This is a genomic window from Dactylosporangium sp. NPDC051484 (assembly GCF_040689395.1).
In the GTDB taxonomy this organism is placed as follows: domain Bacteria; phylum Actinomycetota; class Actinomycetes; order Mycobacteriales; family Micromonosporaceae; genus Dactylosporangium.
In genome coordinates this window covers 71,713-93,497 of record NZ_JBFAZX010000019.1, presented here as the reverse complement: position 1 = coordinate 93,497, position 21,785 = coordinate 71,713, and the positions used below count along the sequence as shown (strand labels likewise).

General features: G+C 72.3%; 22 protein-coding genes. 9 read left to right on the top strand and 13 right to left on the bottom strand.

Annotation, left to right across the window (positions count from 1 at the left end):
- The first annotated feature begins 20 nt into the window (after positions 1-20).
- Together AB0367_RS26530 and AB0367_RS26525 are read left to right on the top strand one after the other, a co-directional pair.
- The gene (locus AB0367_RS26530) at positions 21-536 is read left to right on the top strand and encodes a hypothetical protein (RefSeq protein WP_366229177.1); all 516 of its coding nucleotides are present in this window, start codon (positions 21-23) and stop codon (positions 534-536) included.
- Positions 521-733: a VanZ family protein gene (locus AB0367_RS26525; protein ID WP_366229175.1), complete on the top strand. Its 213-nt coding sequence runs from the start codon at positions 521-523 to the stop codon at positions 731-733. Before AB0367_RS26530 ends, AB0367_RS26525 begins: the two co-directional genes overlap by 16 nt.
- Here the strand turns inward: AB0367_RS26525 and AB0367_RS26520 are convergent.
- The 4 genes from AB0367_RS26520 to AB0367_RS26505 form a co-directional block, all read right to left on the bottom strand.
- Positions 642-1,298 carry a lysoplasmalogenase gene (locus AB0367_RS26520; protein ID WP_366229124.1) on the bottom strand — a complete coding sequence of 219 codons (657 nt, stop codon included), beginning with the start codon at positions 1,296-1,298 and terminating at the stop codon, positions 642-644. The two genes, AB0367_RS26525 and AB0367_RS26520, sit on opposite strands and share 92 nt — an antisense overlap.
- Before the next feature lie 97 nt (positions 1,299-1,395).
- Positions 1,396-2,085, bottom strand: a complete 690-nt coding sequence (locus AB0367_RS26515) for a hypothetical protein (RefSeq protein ID WP_366229123.1) — start codon at positions 2,083-2,085, stop codon at positions 1,396-1,398.
- Positions 2,086-2,180: 95 nt separating this feature from the next.
- Positions 2,181-4,250: a M3 family metallopeptidase gene (locus AB0367_RS26510; protein WP_366229122.1), complete on the bottom strand. Its 2,070-nt coding sequence runs from the start codon at positions 4,248-4,250 to the stop codon at positions 2,181-2,183.
- A gap of 218 nt (positions 4,251-4,468) precedes the next feature.
- Positions 4,469-5,785, bottom strand: coding sequence for a citrate synthase (locus tag AB0367_RS26505; RefSeq protein ID WP_366229121.1), 1,317 nt, complete (start codon positions 5,783-5,785; stop codon positions 4,469-4,471).
- A gap of 168 nt (positions 5,786-5,953) precedes the next feature.
- Between AB0367_RS26505 and AB0367_RS26500 the strand changes: the two genes are divergently transcribed.
- Entirely contained in the window at positions 5,954-7,198 is a 1,245-nt protein-coding gene (locus AB0367_RS26500) for a hypothetical protein (RefSeq protein ID WP_366229120.1), read from the top strand.
- 33 nt (positions 7,199-7,231) lie between these two features.
- On the opposite strand, the gene AB0367_RS26495 is transcribed toward AB0367_RS26500, so the two are convergent.
- On the bottom strand, positions 7,232-7,429 hold the full coding sequence (locus AB0367_RS26495; protein ID WP_366229119.1) for a hypothetical protein: 198 nt from the start codon (positions 7,427-7,429) through the stop codon (positions 7,232-7,234).
- A 326-nt stretch (positions 7,430-7,755) separates the two neighbouring features.
- Here AB0367_RS26495 and AB0367_RS26490 point away from each other — a divergent pair, with 326 nt between their 5' ends.
- Complete coding sequence (locus AB0367_RS26490) at positions 7,756-8,961, top strand: glycosyltransferase (protein WP_366229118.1); 1,206 nt, start codon at positions 7,756-7,758, stop codon at positions 8,959-8,961.
- Between the two features lie 548 nt (positions 8,962-9,509).
- Entirely contained in the window at positions 9,510-10,856 is a 1,347-nt protein-coding gene (locus tag AB0367_RS26485; RefSeq protein WP_366229174.1) for a DUF1996 domain-containing protein, read from the top strand.
- 73 nt (positions 10,857-10,929) lie between these two features.
- On the opposite strand, the gene AB0367_RS26480 is transcribed toward AB0367_RS26485, so the two are convergent.
- The 4 genes from AB0367_RS26480 to AB0367_RS26465 form a co-directional block, all read right to left on the bottom strand.
- The gene (locus AB0367_RS26480; protein ID WP_366229117.1) at positions 10,930-11,451 is read right to left on the bottom strand and encodes a DUF4142 domain-containing protein; all 522 of its coding nucleotides are present in this window, start codon (positions 11,449-11,451) and stop codon (positions 10,930-10,932) included.
- Positions 11,452-11,838: 387 nt separating this feature from the next.
- On the bottom strand, positions 11,839-12,225 hold the full coding sequence (locus AB0367_RS26475; protein WP_366229116.1) for an Hsp70 family protein: 387 nt from the start codon (positions 12,223-12,225) through the stop codon (positions 11,839-11,841).
- A complete protein-coding gene (locus AB0367_RS26470; protein ID WP_366229115.1) occupies positions 12,207-12,611 on the bottom strand; it encodes a hypothetical protein in 405 nt (134 codons plus the stop codon). Before AB0367_RS26470 ends, AB0367_RS26475 begins: the two co-directional genes overlap by 19 nt.
- A gap of 25 nt (positions 12,612-12,636) precedes the next feature.
- Positions 12,637-13,311, bottom strand: a complete 675-nt coding sequence (locus AB0367_RS26465; RefSeq protein ID WP_366229114.1) for a hypothetical protein — start codon at positions 13,309-13,311, stop codon at positions 12,637-12,639.
- Positions 13,312-13,538: 227 nt separating this feature from the next.
- On the opposite strand from AB0367_RS26465, the gene AB0367_RS26460 reads away from it, so the two are divergent.
- Both AB0367_RS26460 and AB0367_RS26455 read left to right on the top strand, forming a co-directional pair.
- Complete coding sequence (locus AB0367_RS26460; protein WP_366229113.1) at positions 13,539-15,125, top strand: cellulose binding domain-containing protein; 1,587 nt, start codon at positions 13,539-13,541, stop codon at positions 15,123-15,125.
- Positions 15,126-15,245: 120 nt separating this feature from the next.
- Positions 15,246-17,051 (top strand): hypothetical protein, encoded by a 1,806-nt coding sequence (locus AB0367_RS26455; protein ID WP_366229112.1) that lies wholly within the window; start codon positions 15,246-15,248, stop codon positions 17,049-17,051.
- A gap of 34 nt (positions 17,052-17,085) precedes the next feature.
- Here AB0367_RS26455 and AB0367_RS26450 read toward each other — a convergent pair whose 3' ends face one another.
- The gene (locus AB0367_RS26450) at positions 17,086-17,595 is read right to left on the bottom strand and encodes a GNAT family N-acetyltransferase (RefSeq protein WP_366229111.1); all 510 of its coding nucleotides are present in this window, start codon (positions 17,593-17,595) and stop codon (positions 17,086-17,088) included.
- Between the two features lie 95 nt (positions 17,596-17,690).
- Between AB0367_RS26450 and AB0367_RS26445 the strand changes: the two genes are divergently transcribed.
- Positions 17,691-18,470, top strand: a complete 780-nt coding sequence (locus tag AB0367_RS26445) for a cellulose-binding domain-containing protein (RefSeq protein WP_366229110.1) — start codon at positions 17,691-17,693, stop codon at positions 18,468-18,470.
- A 9-nt stretch (positions 18,471-18,479) separates the two neighbouring features.
- Here the strand turns inward: AB0367_RS26445 and AB0367_RS26440 are convergent, their stop codons facing one another.
- The 3 genes from AB0367_RS26440 to AB0367_RS26430 are packed head-to-tail and all read right to left on the bottom strand — an operon-like array spanning position 18,480 to position 21,033.
- The gene (locus AB0367_RS26440; protein ID WP_366229109.1) at positions 18,480-19,340 is read right to left on the bottom strand and encodes a DUF350 domain-containing protein; all 861 of its coding nucleotides are present in this window, start codon (positions 19,338-19,340) and stop codon (positions 18,480-18,482) included.
- Between the two features lie 33 nt (positions 19,341-19,373).
- On the bottom strand, positions 19,374-20,675 hold the full coding sequence (locus AB0367_RS26435) for a glutathionylspermidine synthase family protein (RefSeq protein WP_366229108.1): 1,302 nt from the start codon (positions 20,673-20,675) through the stop codon (positions 19,374-19,376).
- Position 20,676: 1 nt separating this feature from the next.
- Complete coding sequence (locus AB0367_RS26430) at positions 20,677-21,033, bottom strand: hypothetical protein (RefSeq protein WP_366229107.1); 357 nt, start codon at positions 21,031-21,033, stop codon at positions 20,677-20,679.
- A 162-nt stretch (positions 21,034-21,195) separates the two neighbouring features.
- Here AB0367_RS26430 and AB0367_RS26425 point away from each other — a divergent pair, with 162 nt between their 5' ends.
- Positions 21,196-21,765, top strand: a complete 570-nt coding sequence (locus AB0367_RS26425; RefSeq protein WP_366229106.1) for a WHG domain-containing protein — start codon at positions 21,196-21,198, stop codon at positions 21,763-21,765.
- Positions 21,766-21,785 lie beyond the last annotated feature (20 nt).

Sequence of the window (21,785 nt, the reverse complement as noted above, 5' to 3'; positions counted from 1 at the left end):
GTGCTCGCCCCGGATGAGGTATGCGCCGCGACGGGCCGCACGGTGCGCCCGGTCGCGTCGCGCGCTCCGAGCTGCGCAAGATCATCAACCGGCCGCAGCGCGAGGAGAGCGACCTCGGCGAGGTCACCCAGAGCCTACGCGCGGAGGCGGCACCGGCCGTGTCCAACCGCACGGCCGTGAGCCAGGACGCGCCGATCGTCCGGTACGTCAACTCGCCGCTCAAGCAGGCCATCGTCACGAGCGCCGCGTGCCCCAGAACGGCCGCATCACGGTCGAGATCAACCAGCGGAAGGGTCAGCAAGCTCACCGTGGCCGCCGGCGACGGTTCGAAGCCGCAGGCGCGTCGGCGAGAGGTGAGCGTCCCCGTAGGGGTCGGTCTTGAGGACGCCGGCGCGGCATTCAGGGTCGGATCGGTGCATCGCCTGGATGGCCTCGAGGCCGGCGAGGACGAGGCTGACGGCATGACCATCCCGTGGGCGGCAACCTGGCGGTGTTCGCCGCGCCCGGGGTGTTCGGCCCGATGCGCTGGCGCCTGAACGCCTGGGCGGTGACCGGCCTGGCCGCGCTCGGCTCGGCCGTGCTCGAGACGCTGCATTACGTCCTGGACCTCGGCCGTGTCACCGCCGTCGACGACGTGCTCATCAACGGCGCCGGGGCTGGTCTTGCGGCGGTCCTGGCACGACGCTGGCACCGGCGCGCTCAGCAGCCCGATGCGCCCAGCCCGTCGCGATGAGCGCGAGGGCCGCGGCGTAGGTGGCCATCACGAACACGTCCCGGCCGGCGAAGTCCAGCCCGGCCGCGCCGGCGCCGATGAGCAGGTCGGAGACGAAGAACAGCGCCCCGCCGAGCCCCGCCCGGGCCGAGACGCCGGTCGCGGTGCACGCCATCGCGGCCAGCGCCATGCTGTACCCGAGGATCGGCCCCCGCAGCGCGCCGAGATGGCCCCACAGCAGCGCGTTGAGCCCGGCCCACAGCACCGCGTAGCCGACGACCGCGACGGCCCCGGGGTGCGCCCGGCGCAGGAACGCGGCCAGCAGGCACACCTGGGTGCCGAGGAAGCAGGCCATGCCGGCCAGGAACGGCAGCCGGCCGGGCACGAGCAGGACCACGTCGCCCGCGGTGGCGAACGCCAGTGCGGCCGTCACCGCGTCGCGGCGGCCCCGGCTCACGAGGTACCAGATCAGGATCGGGGCCAGCAGGGGCTTGGCGATCCACTGCAGGACGCGCTGGTCCGCGGCGACCCCGGCCAGCTCCACGGCGGCGGCAGCGACGAACAGCGGCAGCGACAGGCGCCTCATGCCGCGGGCCGCCAGCCGGGACGGCCGAACACGAAGCGCAGCCGGTCCCCCAGCGCGCGGCCGAGCGCACGTCCCACCAGATCGCCGTCCGTCCGGCTCAGGTCGTGAGCTCGTCGACGATCCGCTGCGCGTTGGTGGCGTGCTTGGCGTAGGCGCTGGCGAACGCGCTGCGCTGGACCGCCTGCGCGGCGTTGGTGACGCTCATCTGCTGCCAGCCGTTGACCTTCATCAGCTTGGTGTAGAACTTCGCCGACGCGAACGCCGGGTCCATGAGCTGCTCCGGCGTGCCCCAGATGCTGACCCGCTGCTGGAAGATCCCGACCGAGTCGTAGTTCGTGCCGGTGCCCTCGTGCGGCAGCTTCATCGACTCCGGCACCTTCGGGTTGGCGAGGTTCCTCAGATACGTCTCCTGCAACGCGGTCGCGATCGCCACCACCATCGCCCGCTCCGGCAGGTTCATCTGCCGCGCCACCTCGATCACGATGAACGCGTTGTTGGTCTGCTCCTGGGTCAGCCCCGCCACCGGCTTCGGCACCAGCGGCTGTCCCGGCAGCGCCGCCTGGGCGGCGCCGCGGGCCGCGTTGGCCCGGGCATGGGTCTCGTAGAACTTCGTGGTGTCGAAGCTGGTGTCATCCGCGACCGCCGCCTGCTGCTCGGGGAAGATCGCCCAGGAAACACCGACACTGATCAACGAGGCGACCAGGCTGACCGCGGCGAGCAGCGCCAATCTGCTGATGTGCAGACGACGTGCGGCAGCGCGCCTGCGCCGGGAGGTGGCGCCACGCACCGCGACAGCTTACGAACGTGGCGCCCGTACCGAAAGGCGGGATCCCCGGATAAATCCTGGCTTTAGGAAAAACTAAGGAACATCACGGAACATCATTATTCGGCTCCACCCGCCAGCCCGCGCCGTTTCAGCAGCGGCTCGATGAACGGATCGCGGCCGCGGAACGCGCGATAGACCTCCATCGAGTCCGCACTGCCGCCCTTGGCCAGCAGGCCGTCGCGGAACGCGTCACCGCTGTCGCGGCGCAGGCCGCCCCGCTCGGTCAGCCAGTCGACGGTGTCCGCGTCGAGGACCTCGCTCCAGATGTACGAGTAGTAGCCGGCGCTGTACGCGGCACCGCTGAAGACGTGCGCGAAGTACGGCGTGCGGTAGCGGGGCGGCACGAACGGCGTCGCCACCCCAGCCCGTTGCAGGGCCGCCTCCTCGAACGTCACGACGTCGTCGACCGCCGCCACGTCCTCGACGCTCAGCGTGTGCCAGGCGAGGTCGAGCAGGGTGGCCGCCAGGTACTCCGTCGTGGCGAACCCCTTGTTGAACCGCTCGGCGGCCTGGAGCCGGTCGACGACCTCCTGCGGCAGCGGCTCCCCGGTGCGGTGGTGCAGCGCGTAGCTGGCCAGCACCTCCGGCCAGAGCATCCACACCTCGTTGACCTGTGACGGGTACTCAACGAAGTCGCGCGGCACCCGCGTGCCCGCGAACTTCGGGAAGTACACCTGCGAGAACAGCGTGTGCAGGGCATGGCCGAACTCGTGGAAGAGGGTGCGGACCTCGTCCAGGGTGAGCAGCGTCGGCGCGCCGTCCGGCGCCCGGTTGATGTTGAGGTTGTTGACCGCGACCGGTGCGGTGCCGAACAGCCGCGACTGCGCCACGAGCGCGTTGGCCCAGGCGCCGCCGCGCTTGGACGCGCGGGTGAAGAAGTCGCCGACGTACAGCCCGAGCGGGCCGCCGTCGCGGTCGAAGACCTCGAACACCCGGGCGTCGGGGTGGTACGCCCGCAGGTCCGGCCGTTCCTCGAAGCGCAGCCCGTACAGCCGGCCGGCGGCGAAGAACACCCCGTCGCGCAACACCCGCTCCAGCTCGAAGTACGGGCGCAGCTCGGCCTCGTCGATCGCGTAGCGCTCGCGGCGGATCCGCTCGGTGTAGTACGCCCAGTCCCAGGGCCGCAGCGGGAACGCCGCGTCGCCGTGGGCCTCGTCGATGGCGGCCTGCAGGTCCTCGGCCTCGGCCGTCGCGTTGGCCATCGCCGCCGGCACGAGCTTGGCCAGCATCTCCTCGACCGCCGGCACCGAGCGGGCGGTGTTGTCGGAGATGTTGTACGCCGCGTGGTGCTCGAAGCCGAGCAGCCGCGCCCGCTCGGCGCGCAGCCGGACGATACGCAGCACGATCGCCGTGGTGTCGAGCTCGCCGCCGCGGGACCCACGGCTGACGGACGCGGTGTGCAGGCGTTCGCGCAGCGCGCGGTCGCGCAGCGACGCGAGCGCCGGCTGCGCCGTCGGCAGGATCAGGTTCAGCACGTACTTCCCGTCGAGCCCCCGGTCGCGCCCGGCCACCGCTGCGGCGGCGATCGCGTCGGCGGAGAGCCCCGCAAGCTCCGCCTCGTCGTCGACGACGACGGCGCCGGCCTTCATCTCGTCGCGCACGCGGTTGCCGAAGTCGGTCGCCAGGGCCGCCAGCTCGGCGTTGATCTCCCGCAGCCGCACGTGCTGCTCCGGCGACAGCTCGGCGCCGGCACGCACGAAATCGGTGTGGTACCGCTCCAGCAGCCACGCCGGCTCGGGCTCCAGGCCGAGCTCGTCGCGGTGCTCGTAGAGGGTCTTGATCCGGCGGTACAGCCCCGCGTCGAGCATGATGGCGTCGCCGTGCGCCGACAGCTTCGGGACGACCTCGGCCTCGATCGCCTGCAGCCTCGGCGTAGTGTCGGCGCTGGTCAGGGTGAAGAACACGGCCGAGACGCGCTGCAGGACGCGCCCGGAGCGCTCCAGCGCCACCAGCGTGTTGTCGAAGGTCGGCGGGGCCGGGTCGGCGGAGATGGCCGCGACCTCCGCGCGCTGCTCGGCCATGCCCCGCTCGAAGGCCGGCAGGTAGTGGTCGACCTCGATGCGGTCGAACGGCGGCAGCTGGTACGGCAAGTCGCTCGGCGCGAAGAACGGGTTGTCCGTGGTCACCTACCGACTGTATCGGCCCCCGCCCGGCCGTCACCTCCCCTGCAATCTTTCAGACGCCTTTTGCGACACACCTTGCGGAAACCGCGCCCGGCGATCCCCGGCCGGGCGGATCAGCGGATCGACGGGTCAGCCGCACCGAACAGCAGCCTGGCAATAAATTGATATCAATCACATCGATGCCGAGCTGCGGCCCTCTGGCCGGCGCCGGACCGCGCCGCTCAGTCGAGCGGCCCGGTGTACGCCGCCCGCAGCCGCAGTCGCGTCGGCCGCGCGTACTCCTCCATCGCGTGGGCGAGCCAGCCGACCGTGCGCGCGATGCCGAAGATCGCCTCGCCCGCGCCGCGGGGCATGCCGGCCAGGTGCGTCAGCAGCGCGAGCGCGAAGTCCACGTTCATAGCCGGCAGCCGCATCCGGCGCGCCTCGTCGAGCATCGCCTCCGCGACGGCCAGCCGGGGATGATCCGGTACCGCCCGGCGCACCCGTTCCAGCAACGCCGCGCCGCGCGCGTCCCCGGCGCGGTAGACGGCGTGGCCGAACCCCGGGATCCGCTCCCCGCGCCGCAGCCGCTCCCCCATCGCGTACGAAGCCCGGGAGGCCGCGCCGATCTCGGCGAACATCGACTCGACGCCGAGCGTGGCGCCGCCGTGCAGCGCCCCGCTGGTGACCCCGAGCCCCGCGAGGACCACAGCGTACGGGTCGGCCCGCACCGAGGCGGCCACCCGAGCCGCGAGCGTCGAGGACGCCAGCTCGTGGTCGGCGAGCAACACCATGGCGAACCGCAGCACGTCGGCGAGCCGCTCGTCGGCCCCGTCCCCGGCCAGCCTGCGCCACAGCCGCCCGTGCACGGTCAGGTCCCGCGCGAGCACGCCCGGCTCCACCACGACGTACGGCGTGTGCGGCTCCCCGGACCCGTCCCACACCGGCAGCGCGTCGACCATCCCCGCGACGAGCCCCTGCCCGACCCGCGCGACCGCCGCCGGCTCGAGGTTGAGCCGCACGGGATCGGCGACGGTGAGCGCGGTGACGATGACCTGAAGGCGCTCGAGCGGCAGCACCGCGCAGGACAGCCCACGCTGCGCCTCCCGGGCCGCCGCGACGGCCTCCGCCCCCGCCGCCCACGCCTCGGCCTCCGCTACTCGCGTGTCCGATGCCCGCTTCCTCGCCCCACGCACGGCTACCTCGACGGGCGGTTCGACGGGCGGTTCGGCGGGCGGCTCCAGCCCCGTCCACAGCCAGACGGCGACCTGCTCGAGCCGCCAGGCGTCGGCGAGCACGATGGCGTCCCGCCCGCGGTAGTAGTGCCGGTCCTCGCCGAGCATCGTGACGGCGGACTCGATGACGACCTCGGTTCCGCCGGGCTGCTGCCGGGGCCGCCCACGGCGCGCGAGGCGGTCGATCTCGGCGGGGTCGAAGACGCTGCGCCCGTCGGGGGCCTTGCGCCGGGTCAGCGCTCCCCGGCTGACGTACGAATACAGCGTCGCCGGCTTGACCCCGAGCCGCCGCGCCGCCTCGTCCGCCCCGATCCATCCGCTCACCCTCGGCCCCCCTCCGGCCACCGTTCCGCCACGCACACCATCCGCCCGCCGCGGGCACAGTCACTTCCGGTCCAGCCCGCAGCGATTGTTCGCCCGTCATGTTGCGCAAGCAATGTTGATTTTCATCAACATTGACACTTCTCCGTCCATATCGTCAAGCTGAATCCCATGTCGACCACAACGAAGCCGCGCATCCACTTCCTCGACGTCACCAATCGCGACGGGGTGCAGACCGCCCGGACCGGGCTGTCCAAGTTCGGCAAGACGATGGTGAACTTCCATCTCGGCTGCCTCGGGGTGACGCAGTCCGAGATCGGCTTTCCGTTCCTGTTCCACGAGGTGCCGTACATCCGCGCCCAGGCGGCGCTCGAGCGCGCCGGCGCGTTCGGGCAGCTGCGGCTGTCCGGCTGGTGCCGCGCCGTCCCGGCCGACGTCGAACGCTCCGCGGGGCTCGGGCTGCGCCACTACAACCTGTCGATCTCGACCTCGGACCAGATGCTGCAGAACAAGTTCCGCGGCCGCCTCGACCGCGACGCGCTGATCCGCGAGATGGTCGCGGCCGTGCGGGCGGCCAAGGCGGCGGGCGCGCAGACCGTCGGGGTCAACGCCGAGGACGGCTCGCGCACCGACGAGGGGTTCCTGACGGAGTTCGCGCTCGCGGCGCGGGAGGCGGGCGCCGACCGGCTGCGCTACTGCGACACGATCGGCGGCGACACGCCCGGGCGCATCGGCGAGCGGTTCGCCAAGCTGGCCGGCGCCGTCGGCATGCCCATCGAGACGCACTGCCACAACGACCTCGGCATGGCCGTGGCCAACTCGCTGGCCGGAGCCTTCGGCGACCTGGCTGCCGGGCAGGACGCCTGGATCAACACCTGCGTCAACGGTATCGGCGAGCGCTCCGGCAACGCCGACCTCGTCTCGTGCATCCTGGCGCTGCGGCACGGCTTCGGCGTGCCCGAGGGTGCGGAGATCGGCGACCCGATCGACCTGACGTGGGCGCGCCGCTTCGCCTGGTGGGCGTCGTACGCGTTCGGCCAGCCGCTGCCGAACAACCAGCCCGGCGTGGGTCCGAACGCGTTCGCGCACGAGTCCGGCATCCACGCCGACGGCGCGCTGAAGGACCACCGCAACTACGAGCTCTACGACGACGAGCTGCTCGGCCCGTTCCCGCGGGAGCGGCACGCCCGAGCCGGCCGCATCGTGCTCACCGGTGAGTACGGCGGGCTCGCCGGCTTCCGCCACGTCATGGACGACCTCGGCGTCGAGGTGAGCGACCAGGCGCTGACGTTCAAGCTGGTCCAGCTGTGCAACGCCGCGACCGGCCGCCCGCTCACCGACGACGAGCTACGCCTGATCGCCGCGTACCCGAACGAGCTCGCGCTGCTCTACCCGGGCTACCTGGACCGGCCCTGAGACCCGAAGGGCCTGGCAGGCCCGGCGAGCCGATCAGAGCATCGCGTGCTCGACGATCCAGCCCAGCCGCAGCGTCTCCTCGTACGAGAACTCCAGCGTCACGATCTCTTCATAGCGGCGCGACACCCGCATCGGCGTGAACCGGTGCACGGCACACTCCATCCACACCGGGATGCGAGAGGCCGGATTGGCCAGAACGACATGCTTGCCGCAGCGATGCGCATTCCCCATGGCGGTCAAGCTATCCGTGCCGCCCGGCGCTACCTACCCGGCCAGCCGGAGCCGCCTGATGCGTCAAGCGCACCACGCCGCGGTACACCAATTGGAGGGGAACCTGGGAGCAGAACGCGGTGTCGCCGCACAGACGACCGCGGGGATGCCAGCACGGACCGTGCCCATCTGCGCGACGACGATCGATGCGGCATCGAATAGCGCCGGACACGCAGCGTATCGAGCATGGCCATTACCCGTTCCGTGATTTCCCCGAAACGCACAGTTCACCGCAGAACCCGCTGTTTCGGCCTGACAGAACCGGCACCGCAGGTCATGATTTGCCCGTGGCCAGCCAACTGCGCGTGATGTCGATCTATGAGGGATTTTTCTCCGGCGGCGCCCGGGCCCTGCACACCACCGTGGTGGCCGGGCTGCACGCCGGGGGCAGTCATCACCATGCGGTGCTGAGCATCTATGGCGCCATGCGCCGGGAGACGATCCTGCAGCGCATGGAGGACGACGCCAGCTACCGGTCGCTGCGCGCCGCCGGCGTCGAGGTGCGCCCGCTCGGCCGCCGCATCGGCGGGGACACCGCGGCCCGCAAGACGTTCAGCCCGGCCGAGGTCGCCACCGCCGTCGCGCACGCGGAGCGGGCCGACATCATCCTGTCGCTCAAGGAGCAGCCGCTGCGGCTGGTGAACCTGCCCGGGTTCCCGCGCAAGCCGGTTGTCGTGTGCCTGCACCGCTGCGACCCGGAGAACCAAGGCAGCGCGCTGGTCGAGTTCAAGGCGGCGGTCGCGGACGGCAGGGTGGCCGCCGCGATCTGCTGCGCCGAGTCGACCCGGTCGGCGTACGAGGCCGCCGGTATCCCGTCCGGCCTGCTCGAGGTCATCCCCAACGGCGTGGACCTGTCCCGCTTCCGGCCGGTGCCGGCCCGCTGGCGCGCCGCGCTGCGCCGCTCGCTCGGCGTGCCGGTCAAGGCCGAGGTGGTCACCCTGGCCGCCCGGTATGACCCGATGAAGAACATCCCGCTGTTCCTGGCCGCCGCGCGCCGCTACCTGGAGCGCGCGCCCAACGGCCACGTGCTGCTGTGCGGTGCGGGCATGACCACGGCCAACGCCGAGCTGTGCGGCCTGCTCAACGACCTGTTCGACGACGAGCCGCGGTATCTCGGCCGCCTGCACCTGCTGGGCATCCGCCCCGACATGGAGGCCGTCTTCGCCGCCACCGACGTGGTGGCGCTGACCTCGACCAGCAGCGAGGCGGCGCCGCTGTGCCTCATCGAGGGCGCCATGTGCGGCGCCGTGCCGGTGTCGACCGACGTCGGCGACACGGCCGCCATCGTGGCCGGCCACGGGCTCATCACCCCGCCCGACCCGGAGGCGATCAGCGCCGCCTGGTCTGAGGCGGTCGACCGCCGCGCCGAGTTCGCCCCGCGGCTGCTGGGCAGCCGCGAGCGGTTCAGCCACACCCGGATGATCACCTCGTACGCGACGGTCATCGAACGGGCCCACCGCGCGGCGGGCCTGCGGGTCCCCCAGCGCCTCTAGCGCCCGAGCGACCGGCGCGGCGCCGCCGGCCCACGCAGCGCGCGCAGGCACCCCCCGGCGGCTCGGACCGCTTCACGGGCGATCCGCCGGGCGCGGCAGCCACCTATGTACCCGCATGCCGTCCGGCCTCCGCCGGCAAAGCGAGTCACCAGGGCCCGGGCGATAGCGGGGGCGACGCCCCGTCTACCGCCGTTGACCAGCGCGACCTTGAGGCGCGATTCATTCATGCACCCCAGCCCGGCCCGGGCGTGGCCGACGGCCTGACCGCCATCGGACTCGGCACTGCGGATGGAGAGCGCTCTCCATCCGCACCTTGCCTTTGCTTGCCTCCCGCCCGAATCACCCCGTTTCAACCCCTCCGGCACACGCTAAGTATTGACGGACCGGGCGGCCGGGCGCACCATTTGGAGAGCGCTCTCCGAGCGCGTTCCCGCCGGACCGCCACCGGCGAACGGCACCCGTCCACACCCCTGGGAGCTGCATTGAGAACAAGACGGCTCAGAAACATCGTGATCCCGGTCGGGGTCACCACCGCGGTCGTCGCGTCGATGGTCGTCGGCGCGATCCAGCTCACCGCGGCCAACGCGGCCGACGCCACGTTGCTGTCGCAGGGCCGGCCAGCGCTTGCGTCCTCGACCGAGCTCGGCGAGACGCCGGCCGCGGCCGCCTTCGACGGCAACAGCGCCACCCGCTGGAGCAGCCAGTGGAGCGACCCGCAGTGGCTGCGGGTCGACCTGGGATCCACCGCCACCATCTCCCAGGTCGTACTGCAGTGGGAGGCCGCCTACGCGACGGCCTTCCAGATCCAGACCTCGCCCGACGGCAACGCCTGGACCAGCATCTACAACACCACCACGGGCACCGGCGGCACGCAGACCCTCAACGTCAGCGGCAGCGGGCGGTACGTGCGCATGTACGGCACCCAGCGCGCCAACACCTACGGCTACTCGCTGTACGAGTTCAAGGTCTACGGCACGCTCAACAGCACGCCGCCGGCCTCCAACGGCCCCGGGTACGTGATGGCCAACCCGCCGGTCACCGGCGTGGTCCCGTCGACCGCGACGCCGCCGCCCACCAACCCGCCGACGACCCACCACGAGTTCCAGGCCAACTGCTCGGTGAGCCGCAGCAACCTGCCCGACGACCCGATCGTGTTCTTCGGCCTGCCGGGCGCGTCGCACTCGCACACGTTCATGGGCAACACCACCACCAACGCCAACACGACCCTGGCGTCGCTGCAGGCCGGCGGCACCGCGTGCATCACGCCGGGCGACAAGAGCGCGTACTGGATGCCCACCCTGCTCAACGGCGACCAGGCCGTGCAGCCGATCGGCCGCCAGGTCATCTACTACAAGAGCGGCGTCATCGACTACCGCAGCGTCCGCCCGTTCCCGGCCGGCCTGCGCTACGTCGTCGGCAGCCCGTCCTCGACGCTGGACGAGTTCAAGAACCACCCCGGCGCCGTCGAGGGCTTCGAGTGCGGCGACATCACCAAGCAGTGGGACATCCCCGCCAACTGCGTGGCCGGCACCCAGCTCAACGTCCGGTTCCAGGCCCCCAGCTGCTGGGATGGCCTGCACCTGGACACGCCGGACCACAAGTCGCACATGGCCTACCCGGTCGTGGGCGTCTGCCCGCCGGACCACCCGGTGGCCGTGCCGATGATCGAGTTCAAGATGGCCTGGCCGGTCAGCGGCGACATGAGCAACGTCCACTTCTCCAGTGGCCGCGGCTACTCGTTCCACTACGACTTCTACAACGCGTGGGACGCCCCGACCCTGAAGGCCCTGTCGGACCACTGCATCAACGGTGGGCTGCAGTGTGACCCGCGCGGCTTCGACCTGTACAAGCCGGACCGCGGCGCCGCCCTCAACGAGAACTACGTCCTGCCGTAACCAGCACCGCCACCAACCGTTCCCTTCCACACCGGCAAGGGCCCGCCTCCTTCCACGGGGCGGGCCCTTGCCATCATGGGCAGTTCAGCCTGGCCAGCACCGTGGAGATCATCTGCTGGTGTTCCTGCAGCGTCGGCAGCGTGTCCTTGGCGAAGCGCGCCAGGTCGGGGTTGGTGCCGTGCGCGGCCTCCTCCTGGAACAACCCGATCGCGGCGACGTGGTCGAGGTACTCGGCCGGCACGTACGAGCAGTCGAACGCCCTGCCGTCGAGCCGCGACCAGACACCGAGGATGTTCTGCCGCCCCGGGCTGGTGCCGTCCGGCGCGGTGGCGCCGTTCTGCCCGGCCAGCGCGGCGAGCTTGGTCCCGGCCCGGGTGTGGTCGGTGACCATCCGCGCCCCGAACGCCTTGACGTCGGCGGAGGCGGCCCGGGCCTGCGCCAGCTTCCCGCCGGCGACCTCGAAGTTACCGCCGTACGCGGCCGCCGTGACGAACGCGGAGTCCTGCGGCGAAAGTCCGGTTGGCGCCGCCGTCGCCGGCACACCGCCGAGGGCCATCCCGCTCAACGCCACGACCGCGAGCATCGGCAATCGCATGACAACCTCCCGCAAGAGCGATCTTGGTTGCCTGATTTCCAGGTGTACGGCGGGAAAACCCCCTCCCCGGCGGCAAACGGTCCTCATTCGGCGGCTCCGCGTCGAAGGCCAGCGGCCAGTGCTCGCGCGGCCCCGAGCGCCGGGTGCCCGCTCCTTGAGGCCGGCCTTCCGCCGTCAGGCCGGTGGCGTGAAAGCACTCCGCAGCCGCGGCCGGACCGTCGCCGGGTCCCCGGACAGGGTGGCGGAACAGGTCGGCGCTGGGGCCGGCGCGGGGGCCGGCGCCGGAACAGGCGCTTCCTGGGCCATTCCCTAGGCCATTCCCCAAGGCCATGTCGCGGTGCCGGGAGCAAGGACCGCCAGGGCCCGCAGCGGTCGGGCGCGCCCGCGTCAGGTCGATGTCGGGCGCGGCCCGTCGACCGCGACCGCCTCGAAGCCGGCCGGCCGGCGCACCACCACGCTCGCGTCGAACGTGCCGGCGCCCAGGTCGTACACGACGAGTGCCTTGCCGGTCGGCACCTGCTGGCCGAGGACGGCGGTGAAGGCGTGCGCGGCGGCGACCGGCTCGGGCACGAGCAGCGCGGCGCCGAGCCCGGCCCGGCGGGCGGCCTCGGCGAGCACGGCGCGGCGGGCGGCCTCGGCGAGCACGGCGCGGCGGGCCGTGCCCCACCCGGCCGGATGGGCCAGCGCCACGGTGAAGTCGTCGGACCCGGCGACCCGACGGGCCTCCGCGAACACAAACCGCAGCACCGCCGCGATCAGGTCGGTGACCGCCACCTCGCGGGCGCCGAGCAGGATGGCGTTTCGTCGATGTGCTGCTTCGGGTTGGGCTCCAGCCCCGCGGGATCGAACCGCGCGTGGTGCAGCGCGTCGCCGCCGACGACGAGGTCACCCGGGACCGCGCCCGCACGAGCGGCACCGGTAACGCCGCCAACACCACCCGGGGCGGCCGTGGAACCGTCCGGGGCCGTGGCGCCTTGCACGGGGCCGCCGGCCGGGGGCGCGGGCGAGGCCGGACCCGGCTTTGTCGGGGCGAAGACGGCGGACGGGAGCAACGGGTTGGCATCGAACAGCAGCGGTCTGACACGGCCATCGGGCCAGCGCATCAGGGCTACCGTGTTCGATGTACCGAAGTCGATCCCGAGCCCGAAGGCCGGTGACATGGCCTCATCGTAGTTCCACCGGGCGCTACGATCGCGTTTCGGACCGTTGCGGTCGCAACCCGGACAGTTCCTGGTACGCCTCGATGACCACGGCCGTGCGCCCCTCGACCCCGGCGAGCGGGTCCGGACCCGGATCGGCGGCTGGCACCGGCACAGCGAGCAGGCCGCGGACCCGTTCCCGCCGCTCGTGTGCGCGCAGCGACGCGACGAGCCGGCCCAGCGCCGCGATCCGGGCCGCGAACTGCGCGTCGAGGTCGCGCAGGCGTTCGGCGGCGGCCTCATGCCGCTCGTCGACCTCGTCGAGCAGGTCCCCCGTCGGCAGCCCGGCGCGCGCCAGGCGCAGCTCGGCGGTGTAGCCGTCCAGCCGTGCCCGGGCGCCGATCAGCTTGGCCAGGTGGTAGGCGGTGCGCTCCAGCGTCGGGCGGATGTCGGAGGGCTCCGCCATCGCGCCGAGCGAGGGCCAGCGCCGGGCGATCTCGGCCAGCAGCGCCTCGGCGTCGCGCCAGTCGCGGGCCCCGCCGCCGGTGAGCCGGATGCCGCCGCCGGTCCGGCGGCGCACGACGACCGCCACGGCGAGCAGCAGCGCGGCCGCGACGAGCAGGCCGGCCGCAGACGCGATGGGCCACAGCGCCAGCCCGCACAGCGGGATCGGCCACAGCCACCACGGCGCCCGCGCGGCACGCCGGGGATCGCGGACCACGCATGCGCTCCGCCGCCGGATTTCGTGCCGCCCCATCGGCACATCATGCCGTACGCCGGGCAGCGCGGCCTTCGCGTCCGCGCAGTACGTCTGCCGAAAACCTGTGCCACGGCGGGCGATCCCATCGCAGGCAGTGCCAGTCCGCCGTACGGTGGGCGCCATTGACTTTTAGTTAAGTTTATTTATCGTTGTGCATCAATAGCACCTGTCCTTCTCAGGAGGCAGTGATGACATCCCGACTCCGGCTCGCCCTGGCCGCCGCGGCGGTCCTGGCGACCACCGGCGGTATCACGGCGATCGCCACGCCGGCCCAGGCCGCCGGCTCGCTCACCGCGACGCTCAGCTACGACTCCGACTGGGGCACCGGCTACCAGGCGAAGTACACGATCGCGAACGGGACGGCCGCCACCGTCACGTCGTGGAAGATCGAGTTCGACCTGCCGTCCGGCTCGACGCTCGGCAGCTACTGGGACGTCCTGATGAGCCAGAGCGGCACGCACGTCACGGCGACCAACCGGACGTACAACGGCACCCTCACCGCCGGCGCCTCGACGAGCTTCGGGTTCTTGGTGACCGGCTCCGGCAAGCCCGCGAACTGCAAGCTCAACGGCGCCTCCTGCGCCGGCGTCGTCGACGACCAGGCCCCGTCGGTGCCCTCGAACCTGCAGGTCACCGGCACGACGTCCAGCAGCGTGAGCCTCTCCTGGGGCGCCTCGACGGACAACGTCGGGGTGGCCGGCTACGACATCTACCGAGGCGGCACCCTCGCGACGTCGGTGACCGGCACCAGCGGTACCGTGTCCGGCCTTTCCGCCTCCACGACCTACACCTTCACGGTGAAGGCCCGCGACGCCGCCGGCAACTCCTCCGGCGCGAGCAACCAGGTCAGCGCGACCACCCAGGCCGGCGGGGGTGGCGGAGGCGGCGGAGGCGGGACCACGCTCGCGGTCGCGCCGTACGTCGACATGGGCGCCTGGCCGACGCCGGCCCTCACCGACCTGGCCACCGGCGGCAACCTCAAGAACCTCACGCTCGCGTTCGTCAACAGCGCCGGCTGCAAGGCCTCGTGGTTCAACGCGTACGACCCGCGCGCCGCGTGGGCGAAGGACCAGATCGACGCGATCCGCGCCCGCGGCGGCGACGTGAAGATCTCCTTCGGTGGCGCGAGCGGCATCGAGCTCGCCCAGGCCTGCTCCACGGCGGCCGCGGTCGCGACCGAATACCAGGCGGTCGTCGACGCGTACGGCCTGAAGTACATCGACCTGGACATCGAGGGTGCCGCGGTCGCCGACCCGACCACGATCGCCCGCCGCTCGCAGGCCCTGGCCCTGCTGCAGGCCGCCCGCCCCAACGTGAAGATCTCGCTCACCCTGCCGGTCCTGCCCGAGGGCCTCACCAGCGACGGCGTCAACGTGGTGCGCTCGGCGCGCGACGCCGGCGTCAACCTGGACCTGGTCAACATCATGGCGATGGACTACCAGCGTTCCAGCGGCGACTACGGCAACTTCGCGGTGCAGGCCGCCCAGTCGACGTTCACTCAGCTGAAGGGCCTGTACCCGGCGAAGACCGACGCCCAGGTCTGGCGGATGCTCGGCGTCACCCCGATGGTGGGCAAGAACGACGACGGCGGCACGTACACCCAGGCCCACGCCCGCCAGCTGGTGACCTTCGCACAGACCAACCACCTGGGCATGCTGTCCTTCTGGGAGGTGTCGCGCGACCGCAACGCCTGCAACGGGGCGCTGTACCTGTGCACCAACGTCCCGCAGTCGCCGTACGAGTTCTCGAAGATCTTCGCCGCCTACACCGGCTGACCGGCTTCGCACCGGCGAGCCTCGAACGCGAAGCGGCGCCCGGCCGACGGCCGGGCGCCGCCTGCATAGGACACCCCCGCGGGTACCGGCCCGGCCGGGCATCGGGAGAATGGCCGCCAAATGACCCCGTTGCTCACCGCCGACGTGTTCGGCTGGACCGTGCACCACGCGCGCTGGCGCCGCGCCCGCGCACTGCTCGTGGTGGTCGCCGCGATCGCGATCCTGTCGCTGCACGCCGCGTTCGACCCGCCGGTCGAGTGCACCGACGCCGCCCCGTGCGGCCCGGACGCGCTCAACGCCGTGCTCCTCGGCCTGGTCGTGGCCCTGCCCGTGGCCGCGTTCGTGTCGCTGCCGGTCACCGCGTGGCTGGCCGCCGGGTTCTTCGCCGCCGCCGTGGTGTGGCAGGTCGCGCACCCGGCGCTCGCCTCGCCGGCGTGGCTGACCGGCGCGGACGCGGGCCTCGTGGTGCTGGCGTTCGTGGCCGCCCGGCTCGCGCCGCCGGGGCTGGGCAGCGGCGCGCAGATGTGGGCGGCCACCACGTCGCACCGCACACCGCCCGCGCCTCGGGTCCTGCCGCGCTACGGGCTGGGGTGGCGGCTGCTCGCGGTACCGCTGCTGCTCGGGGCTCTCGCGGTGAGCACCGCGGCGCTGGTGTCGCAGTCCCGCGCCGACGCCCGGCTCGACGGCGCGCGGCGGGTCACGGCGGAGGTGACCCGCCACCCGAACGAGTACTCCCTCGAGGTGCGGCTGCCAGGCGACGCGACCGCGCGGGTCACCGTGTCCGACGCGAGCGAGCACCCCGTCGGCGACCGCGTCGCGTTGCTCGTGGCCGAGGACGGGGCCGGGGACGGGGACGGGCTCTACCAGCTGGTCAGCGAACCTTACGACACCAGCGGCTGGCTGAGCCTCGCCGTGCTGCTGGCCGGGCTCGCCGCGGCCTGCCTGGCCCGGGCGCGGGAGCGCGCCGCGGCCGCAAGGGCGCTGTTCGCGGGCGAGCAGCCGGCGACCGAGGTGTACGTCTGGGCGCTCGGCGGCCACGTCGCCGTCTACGCCACCGACGCCCGCCCAGGCGAGCCGGCGCTCGTGGAGTTCTTCGCGCTGACCCGCAACGGCTCGCAGGACCTCCGCCGCGGCGTGCTCTTCGGCGTCCCCGCCCAGCGCCACTGGTGCGCGGTGGCGGTCGACGGCGAGCTCGTGGTGCCGCGCGGCCCGGCGCGCAGGGCCCGGTTCGCCCCGGTCTTCGGCGGCCCGGCCGGCGGCGACACGGACCTCGCCGCCGTGCCCGACGCGGCCCGGCTGCCGCTGCGCCCCGAGGAGATCATGGCGCTGCGCCCGGAGGACGTCTCGGCCGACCCGGAGACGGTGCACACGCACCGGCATAACCGGTTCTCCGGCTACGCCGCGGTCGTCGCCTCCTCCTGGCCGTTCCTCTTCGTGCTGTCGCGGCTGCTGCCGGCCCTGCCGTACTGGGCCGCGGTCGCCGTCACCGCCCCCGTCACCGCGATCGCCTGCGTCTCGGGCTGGCGGATGTTCCTGCGCCCGCGCGTGAGCTGGAACGGCGCCGGGCTCAGCGTCGTGGGCAGCATCGGTGCGCGGCTGCTGGTCTGGTCGGAGGTGCACGCGGTCCGCACGGACCGCCGCGGCGCGGTCGCCGTCGAGACCGACCGGAACGGCGCCGGCCTGGTCGTCGCCGCGCGTGGAGAGCACGCCTGGCTGCCCCGCGCCCTCGCCGGCGACGAGCGCACGGGCGCGCAGCTGGCCGGGGCGCTGCGCCTGGCCGCGGAGCGGGCGGCCGCCCGGTCGCGGGACCGCGTCCGCGACGTCGTGTCCCTCCCGCCCGCGCCGGTGCCGCCGGTCGCCCCCGCCGTGCTGTACGCGGCCTGGCTCGTCGAGACGCTCGTCTACGCCCTGGCGGTCCGGCTCTAGGCTCCAGCGCCGGCGCGGGGTCAGCCGCAATTCGTCAGAGCGCGGCGGCGAAGACCAGCACCTCCAGCTCGCCGGTGCCGTAGCCGCGGGTGCGCTTCTCCAGCGTCAGGCCGGCCTTGCCCGCCACCCGCTGCGAGGCGACGTTGTCCGGGTGGATGATCGCGATGACGCGCCGCGCGCCCAGGACGTCGCGCGCGTGGTCGCGGCAGGCCACGGCGGCCTCGGTGGCCAGCCCGGCACGCTGGAGGCCGGGCGCGACGTGGTAGCCGAGCTCGATCTCGTCGACGCCGTCCACGCGCTGCATCGTCAGGCCGCAGTCGCCCGCGAACGCCCCGCCCTCGCGCAGGTGCATGACCCACAGCCCGAAGCCGTCGTCGCGGTACCGGCGGCGGTTGTGCCCGATCCACTCGAGCGTCTCCTCGCGGGTCTTCGGCCGCGGGTAGTACCGCATCACCCCGGGGTCGCCGAGCAGTGCCGCGAGATCGTCCAGATCGTCGTCGCGCATCTCCCGCAGCACCAGCCGCGGCGTCGTCAGCACCGTCACAAAACGAATGTAGCGGGAAGTGATATATTGACAATAATCAGCGAGCTCCGGTGTGCTGTGCGACGCTCCCCGCATCCGCCACCCAGGAGGTCCCGTTGCGCAAACTCGCCGCCGCCGCGCTCGCCGCACTGTGCACCGCCGGCGCCGCACTCGCCGCCACCGCCCCCGCACACGCCGCCGATCCGGCCTGCACCGGCACGATCCGGATCGCGTCGATGACCTGGTCGCCGGCCCAGATCATGCCCGGGCAGGGCAGCACCCTGACGCTCGTCGCGCAGAACTGCACCGGCACGGCGCAGCAGGTCTCGTTGTTCTCCTACGGCCGGTTCCTCGGCGCCGGTTCCGACATACCGCCCGGGTGCCCCGTCATCGACCCGCTCGCGCCGCGCCAGATCACCATCGCGGCCGGTGAGACGTACACGGCGACGTCCGGCTACGGCACGTTCGCCACCTGCACCGCCACCCGGCTCCAGGTCACCGCGCAGTTCAGCATCGACGGCACGCCGGTGGCCTCCCGCTCCGCCGACCTGGCGATCGCGCCGATCCCGCCCAAACCGGGGTGCGCGGTGACGTACCGCACCACGAGCCGGTGGGACGGCGGGTTCGTCGCGCAGGTCACCGTCGCCGACATCGCGGCCGCGCCGATCGACGGCTGGAGGCTCGCCTTCAACTTCGGCGGCGACCAGCGCGTCAACGGCGCCTGGAACGCGACCACGGCCCAGTCCGGCGCCGCCGTCACGGCCCGTAACGAGGACTGGAACGCCGTCATCTCCCCCGGTGGTACTGCGACGTTCGGCATCACGGGCACGTGGCACGACAGCGACGCGCCGCCCACGGCCTTCACCGTGAACGGCGCGCCCTGCGAGGTGCGCTGACGCGCGACGTCACTCGACGTAGAGGTTGACCACGGCGCCGATCGGCAGCGCCACCATCACCAGCAGGAAGGCGAGCAGCGCGGCGGCGCCCTTCTGCTGCTGGGCGTGGATCGTCTTGAGCGTGCAGTCGCCGGTGAGGACGAACCAGTCGATGAGGTATCGCGCCACGTACAGCCCCACGTAGGCGACGCCGAGGGCCATGCCGAAGCCGGCCAGGCTCTCCCCCCAGGTGGTGAAGTCCCCGGCGATGGCGCCGTGCAGGATCAGCCCGACGGCGGTGAGCACGGCGGCGGACTCGAGGCCCTCGGTCACGCCGCCGGCCACCACCTCGGTGCGCAGCTTGCCGGGCGCCACGAGACCGTGCAGGTAGAACGCGATCACCAGACCGGCCACGCCGGCGACGGCGAACACGAGCGTGGACAGCAGCGAGGTCCGCAGGTCCGGCGCGTGGCCGATGAACGTGGCCCGCACGACGAGCGCCAGGCCGAGGTAGTAGCCGAGCCGGACCAAGCCGACCGAGAGCGGCACGCCGTTGAGCGCGCCGAGCGGGGTGGCGCGGGTGCGCAGGATCATCCAGTCGGTGATCCAGAACCCGAGGATCGCCAGGACCGTCGCCCACACGATCCCGCCGCCGATCCAGGCCAGCGAGCTCCACTTGGTCAGCTCATGCCCGATCAGGCTGGACACGCCGATGACCTGCACGGCGACGAAGCCGACCCGCTGGACGAGATAGCCCCAGTTGGATCGACGCCAGAGCTCGTCATGGTCGTCGAACGACGTGGCGGCGTTGAGCAGCCACCATCCGCCGCCCACGCCTACGATCACGATGAGCACCTGGAGCACCGCGATCAGGGCGGCGGTACCGTTCATGCCGTCACTCCTACAGAAGTCTCAGCCGTTTTCTCAGCCGTTGTGGTCGATGGTGTGCGGGACGAAGTGGCTCAGGTTGTCGGTGATGAGCCCGGCGCTCTCGCGGATGCCAAGGCCGGCCGGCTCGCCGTCGATCATCCAGACCCCCAGCACCGGATGCCACTCGCCGCCACGCTGGTCGGGGAAGGCTGGCAGCGGCGCGAACGCCTGGCACACGAACGGGCCGCCGTAGTCGCCGGGGGTGCTGGCCACGGTGACGCCGTCGACGACGATGGAGACGTTGGCGCCCTCGCGGCCCAGCAGCGGCTTGCGCACGTAGGACGTCATCCAACCCGGACGCTCGGACTCGAAGTACGCCGGCAGGAGCAGGTCGCGCTTGTCGGGGTCGTCGCCGTACAGGTGCCACAGGACCGGCAGCAGGCCCTTGTTGCTCCAGAGCATCTTGTAGGGCGGCTCGATCCAGACCGTTGAGTCACGGCGCGGGTCGCTCATGTCGCGGAAGCACTGCTTGCCGAACTGCTCCTGGACCATCCACTCCCAGGGGTACAGCTTGAAGACGACGTCGATGTGCTGCCCGTCGGGGTCATAGAAGCGGTCGCCCGCCGCGACGTCGCCGGCCCCGATCTGGTCCATCCAGAGGAATTTCGTGCGGTACCCCAGCGGGCCCAGCGCCTGGCGGGCCGTCTCCATGAGGTACTCGGTGTTGAACAGGTCCTCGCCGCTTTCCTCTTCCCGGTCGCAGGCGAAGTGGATCGTCACCGGGTCGAGCAGGTGCGTGCGGGCCTGACGCAGCCGCGGGATGTTGCGCCGCCACGCCTCGACCAGCATCTCGTGCAACGCGTTCCACTGGTCCTTGCCCTGGCTGGTCTGCTGGTGCCAGTACCACTGGGAAACCGCCGACTCGGGCAGCGCCGTGGGCGTGTCGGCGTTGAACTCCAGCAGCTGCGGCCGGCCCGCGTAGTCGCCGGCGTAGCGCAGGTCGAAGCGGCCGTAGATGCTTGGCGAATAGTCGCCCTTGGACCGGCCGCCGGGCTCGGTCTCGTCGTCCCACCAGGTGCGCTTGATCTGCTCCCAGGCGAACTCGGGGATGCCCAGCAGCTGGAACATGTTGTGGTCGATGACGAAGTCGCCGGCCGCGACACACATCTCGAATAGGGTCGCCGCGTCCGCGGCCAGCGAGTCGATCTCGGCGGAGGTGAAGTCGTAGAACGGCCCCTCGCGCCAGTACGACCTGGTGCCGCCGTCCGGGGCCGGGGTGTCGTTGTAGACGATCCCCTGCGTGGCGAGCTGCTCGCGCCAGTCGGGCCGGACGACGCCGTCGGCGATCCGTCGCACGTCAGCTGCCCGAGCTTCCGTGGCTGCTGCTGCCGAAGCCGCCGGAGGTTACCTTGCCGTTGCTCACGTGCCCGGTCTCGGGCAGGCCCGCGTTCGACCGGCCGATCGAGTCGGTCGACGCGACTCGGCTGCCGCCGCTGAGCCGGTACCCGGGCGACCGCCCACGCCCGTAGCTGCCGGTGTAGTAGTAGTAGCCGGGCTTGCCTTCGTCGCAGCGGACATCGGGCACGACCACGCCGTTCTGATCCGCGCAGTAGGTCTGCTGCTGCCGGCCGCACGCGGCCAGGCCGCCGGTCGTGGCCAGCGCCGCCAGCGCGAGGTAGCTTCGGCCCAGCGGCACCGAAGTGGATCGCCTCATCGTCTGCTCCCTCAGGTGTGCCTATGCACGGTAGATGACCTTCGCTACCGAGGCGACAGGACGGGCCAGTCTGCGACACTGTCAGCTATCTCGCAAGGCCACCGAATTCCAGTCCGATAGCGTGTGTCACTTCGCGTCAACGAGCCCTCTTAGGCTTGGCGCATGGTTCGTGCCGGCCTCTCCCGCGCGCAGGTGTGCGTCGCCGCGCTCGAGCTCGCCGACGAGGTGGGCATCGCGCACTTGACGATGACGGCGCTCGCGCGGCGGCTCGGCGTCGCGATCCCGAGCCTGTACGAGCACGTCCGCGGCATGGCCGACCTCCTCGACGTGATCGCCGCCCGGGCCACGAACGAACTCGCCGAGATCCTGGACGCCGCGCTGCGCGGCCGGACCCGCCACGCCGCCCTGGAGGCGTACGCCGGCACGCTGCGCGCCTGGGCAACCGCCCACCCCGGTCGGTACGCCGCCACGAAGCGCCCGCTGACCGACCCCGAAGGCGCCGCGTCCCAGGCCCGAATCGTCGCCGGCTGCGCGACACTCCTGCGCGGCTACACCCTGGAGGGCCCCGTCGGCATCGACGCCGTCCGCTTCGTGCACAGCGCGGTGCACGGGTTCATCGACATCGAGACCGACGGCGGCTTCCGCGCCGCCCAGAACCTGGACAAGAGCTGGGCCGCGGCCCTGGAGGCCATCGACCGCGCGCTGACGACATGGCCGAGGCCGGCCGAATGACCACCCGCTACCGGCGCCGA

Coding starts and splice junctions, on each gene's coding strand:
- AB0367_RS26495 (WP_366229119.1), bottom strand. CDS start 7,429: ATGGGGAATGCGCATCGCTGCGGCAAGCATGTCGTTCTGGCCAATCCG.
- AB0367_RS26430 (WP_366229107.1), bottom strand. CDS start 21,033: ATGAGGCGATCCACTTCGGTGCCGCTGGGCCGAAGCTACCTCGCGCTG.
- AB0367_RS26525 (WP_366229175.1), top strand. CDS start 521: ATGCGCTGGCGCCTGAACGCCTGGGCGGTGACCGGCCTGGCCGCGCTC.
- AB0367_RS26530 (WP_366229177.1), top strand. CDS start 21: ATGCGCCGCGACGGGCCGCACGGTGCGCCCGGTCGCGTCGCGCGCTCC.
- AB0367_RS26425 (WP_366229106.1), top strand. CDS start 21,196: ATGGTTCGTGCCGGCCTCTCCCGCGCGCAGGTGTGCGTCGCCGCGCTC.
- AB0367_RS26470 (WP_366229115.1), bottom strand. CDS start 12,611: ATGTCACCGGCCTTCGGGCTCGGGATCGACTTCGGTACATCGAACACG.
- AB0367_RS26485 (WP_366229174.1), top strand. CDS start 9,510: ATGGTCGTCGGCGCGATCCAGCTCACCGCGGCCAACGCGGCCGACGCC.
- AB0367_RS26500 (WP_366229120.1), top strand. CDS start 5,954: ATGTCGACCACAACGAAGCCGCGCATCCACTTCCTCGACGTCACCAAT.
- AB0367_RS26460 (WP_366229113.1), top strand. CDS start 13,539: ATGACATCCCGACTCCGGCTCGCCCTGGCCGCCGCGGCGGTCCTGGCG.
- AB0367_RS26520 (WP_366229124.1), bottom strand. CDS start 1,298: ATGAGGCGCCTGTCGCTGCCGCTGTTCGTCGCTGCCGCCGCCGTGGAG.
- AB0367_RS26440 (WP_366229109.1), bottom strand. CDS start 19,340: ATGAACGGTACCGCCGCCCTGATCGCGGTGCTCCAGGTGCTCATCGTG.
- AB0367_RS26455 (WP_366229112.1), top strand. CDS start 15,246: ATGACCCCGTTGCTCACCGCCGACGTGTTCGGCTGGACCGTGCACCAC.
- AB0367_RS26480 (WP_366229117.1), bottom strand. CDS start 11,451: ATGCGATTGCCGATGCTCGCGGTCGTGGCGTTGAGCGGGATGGCCCTC.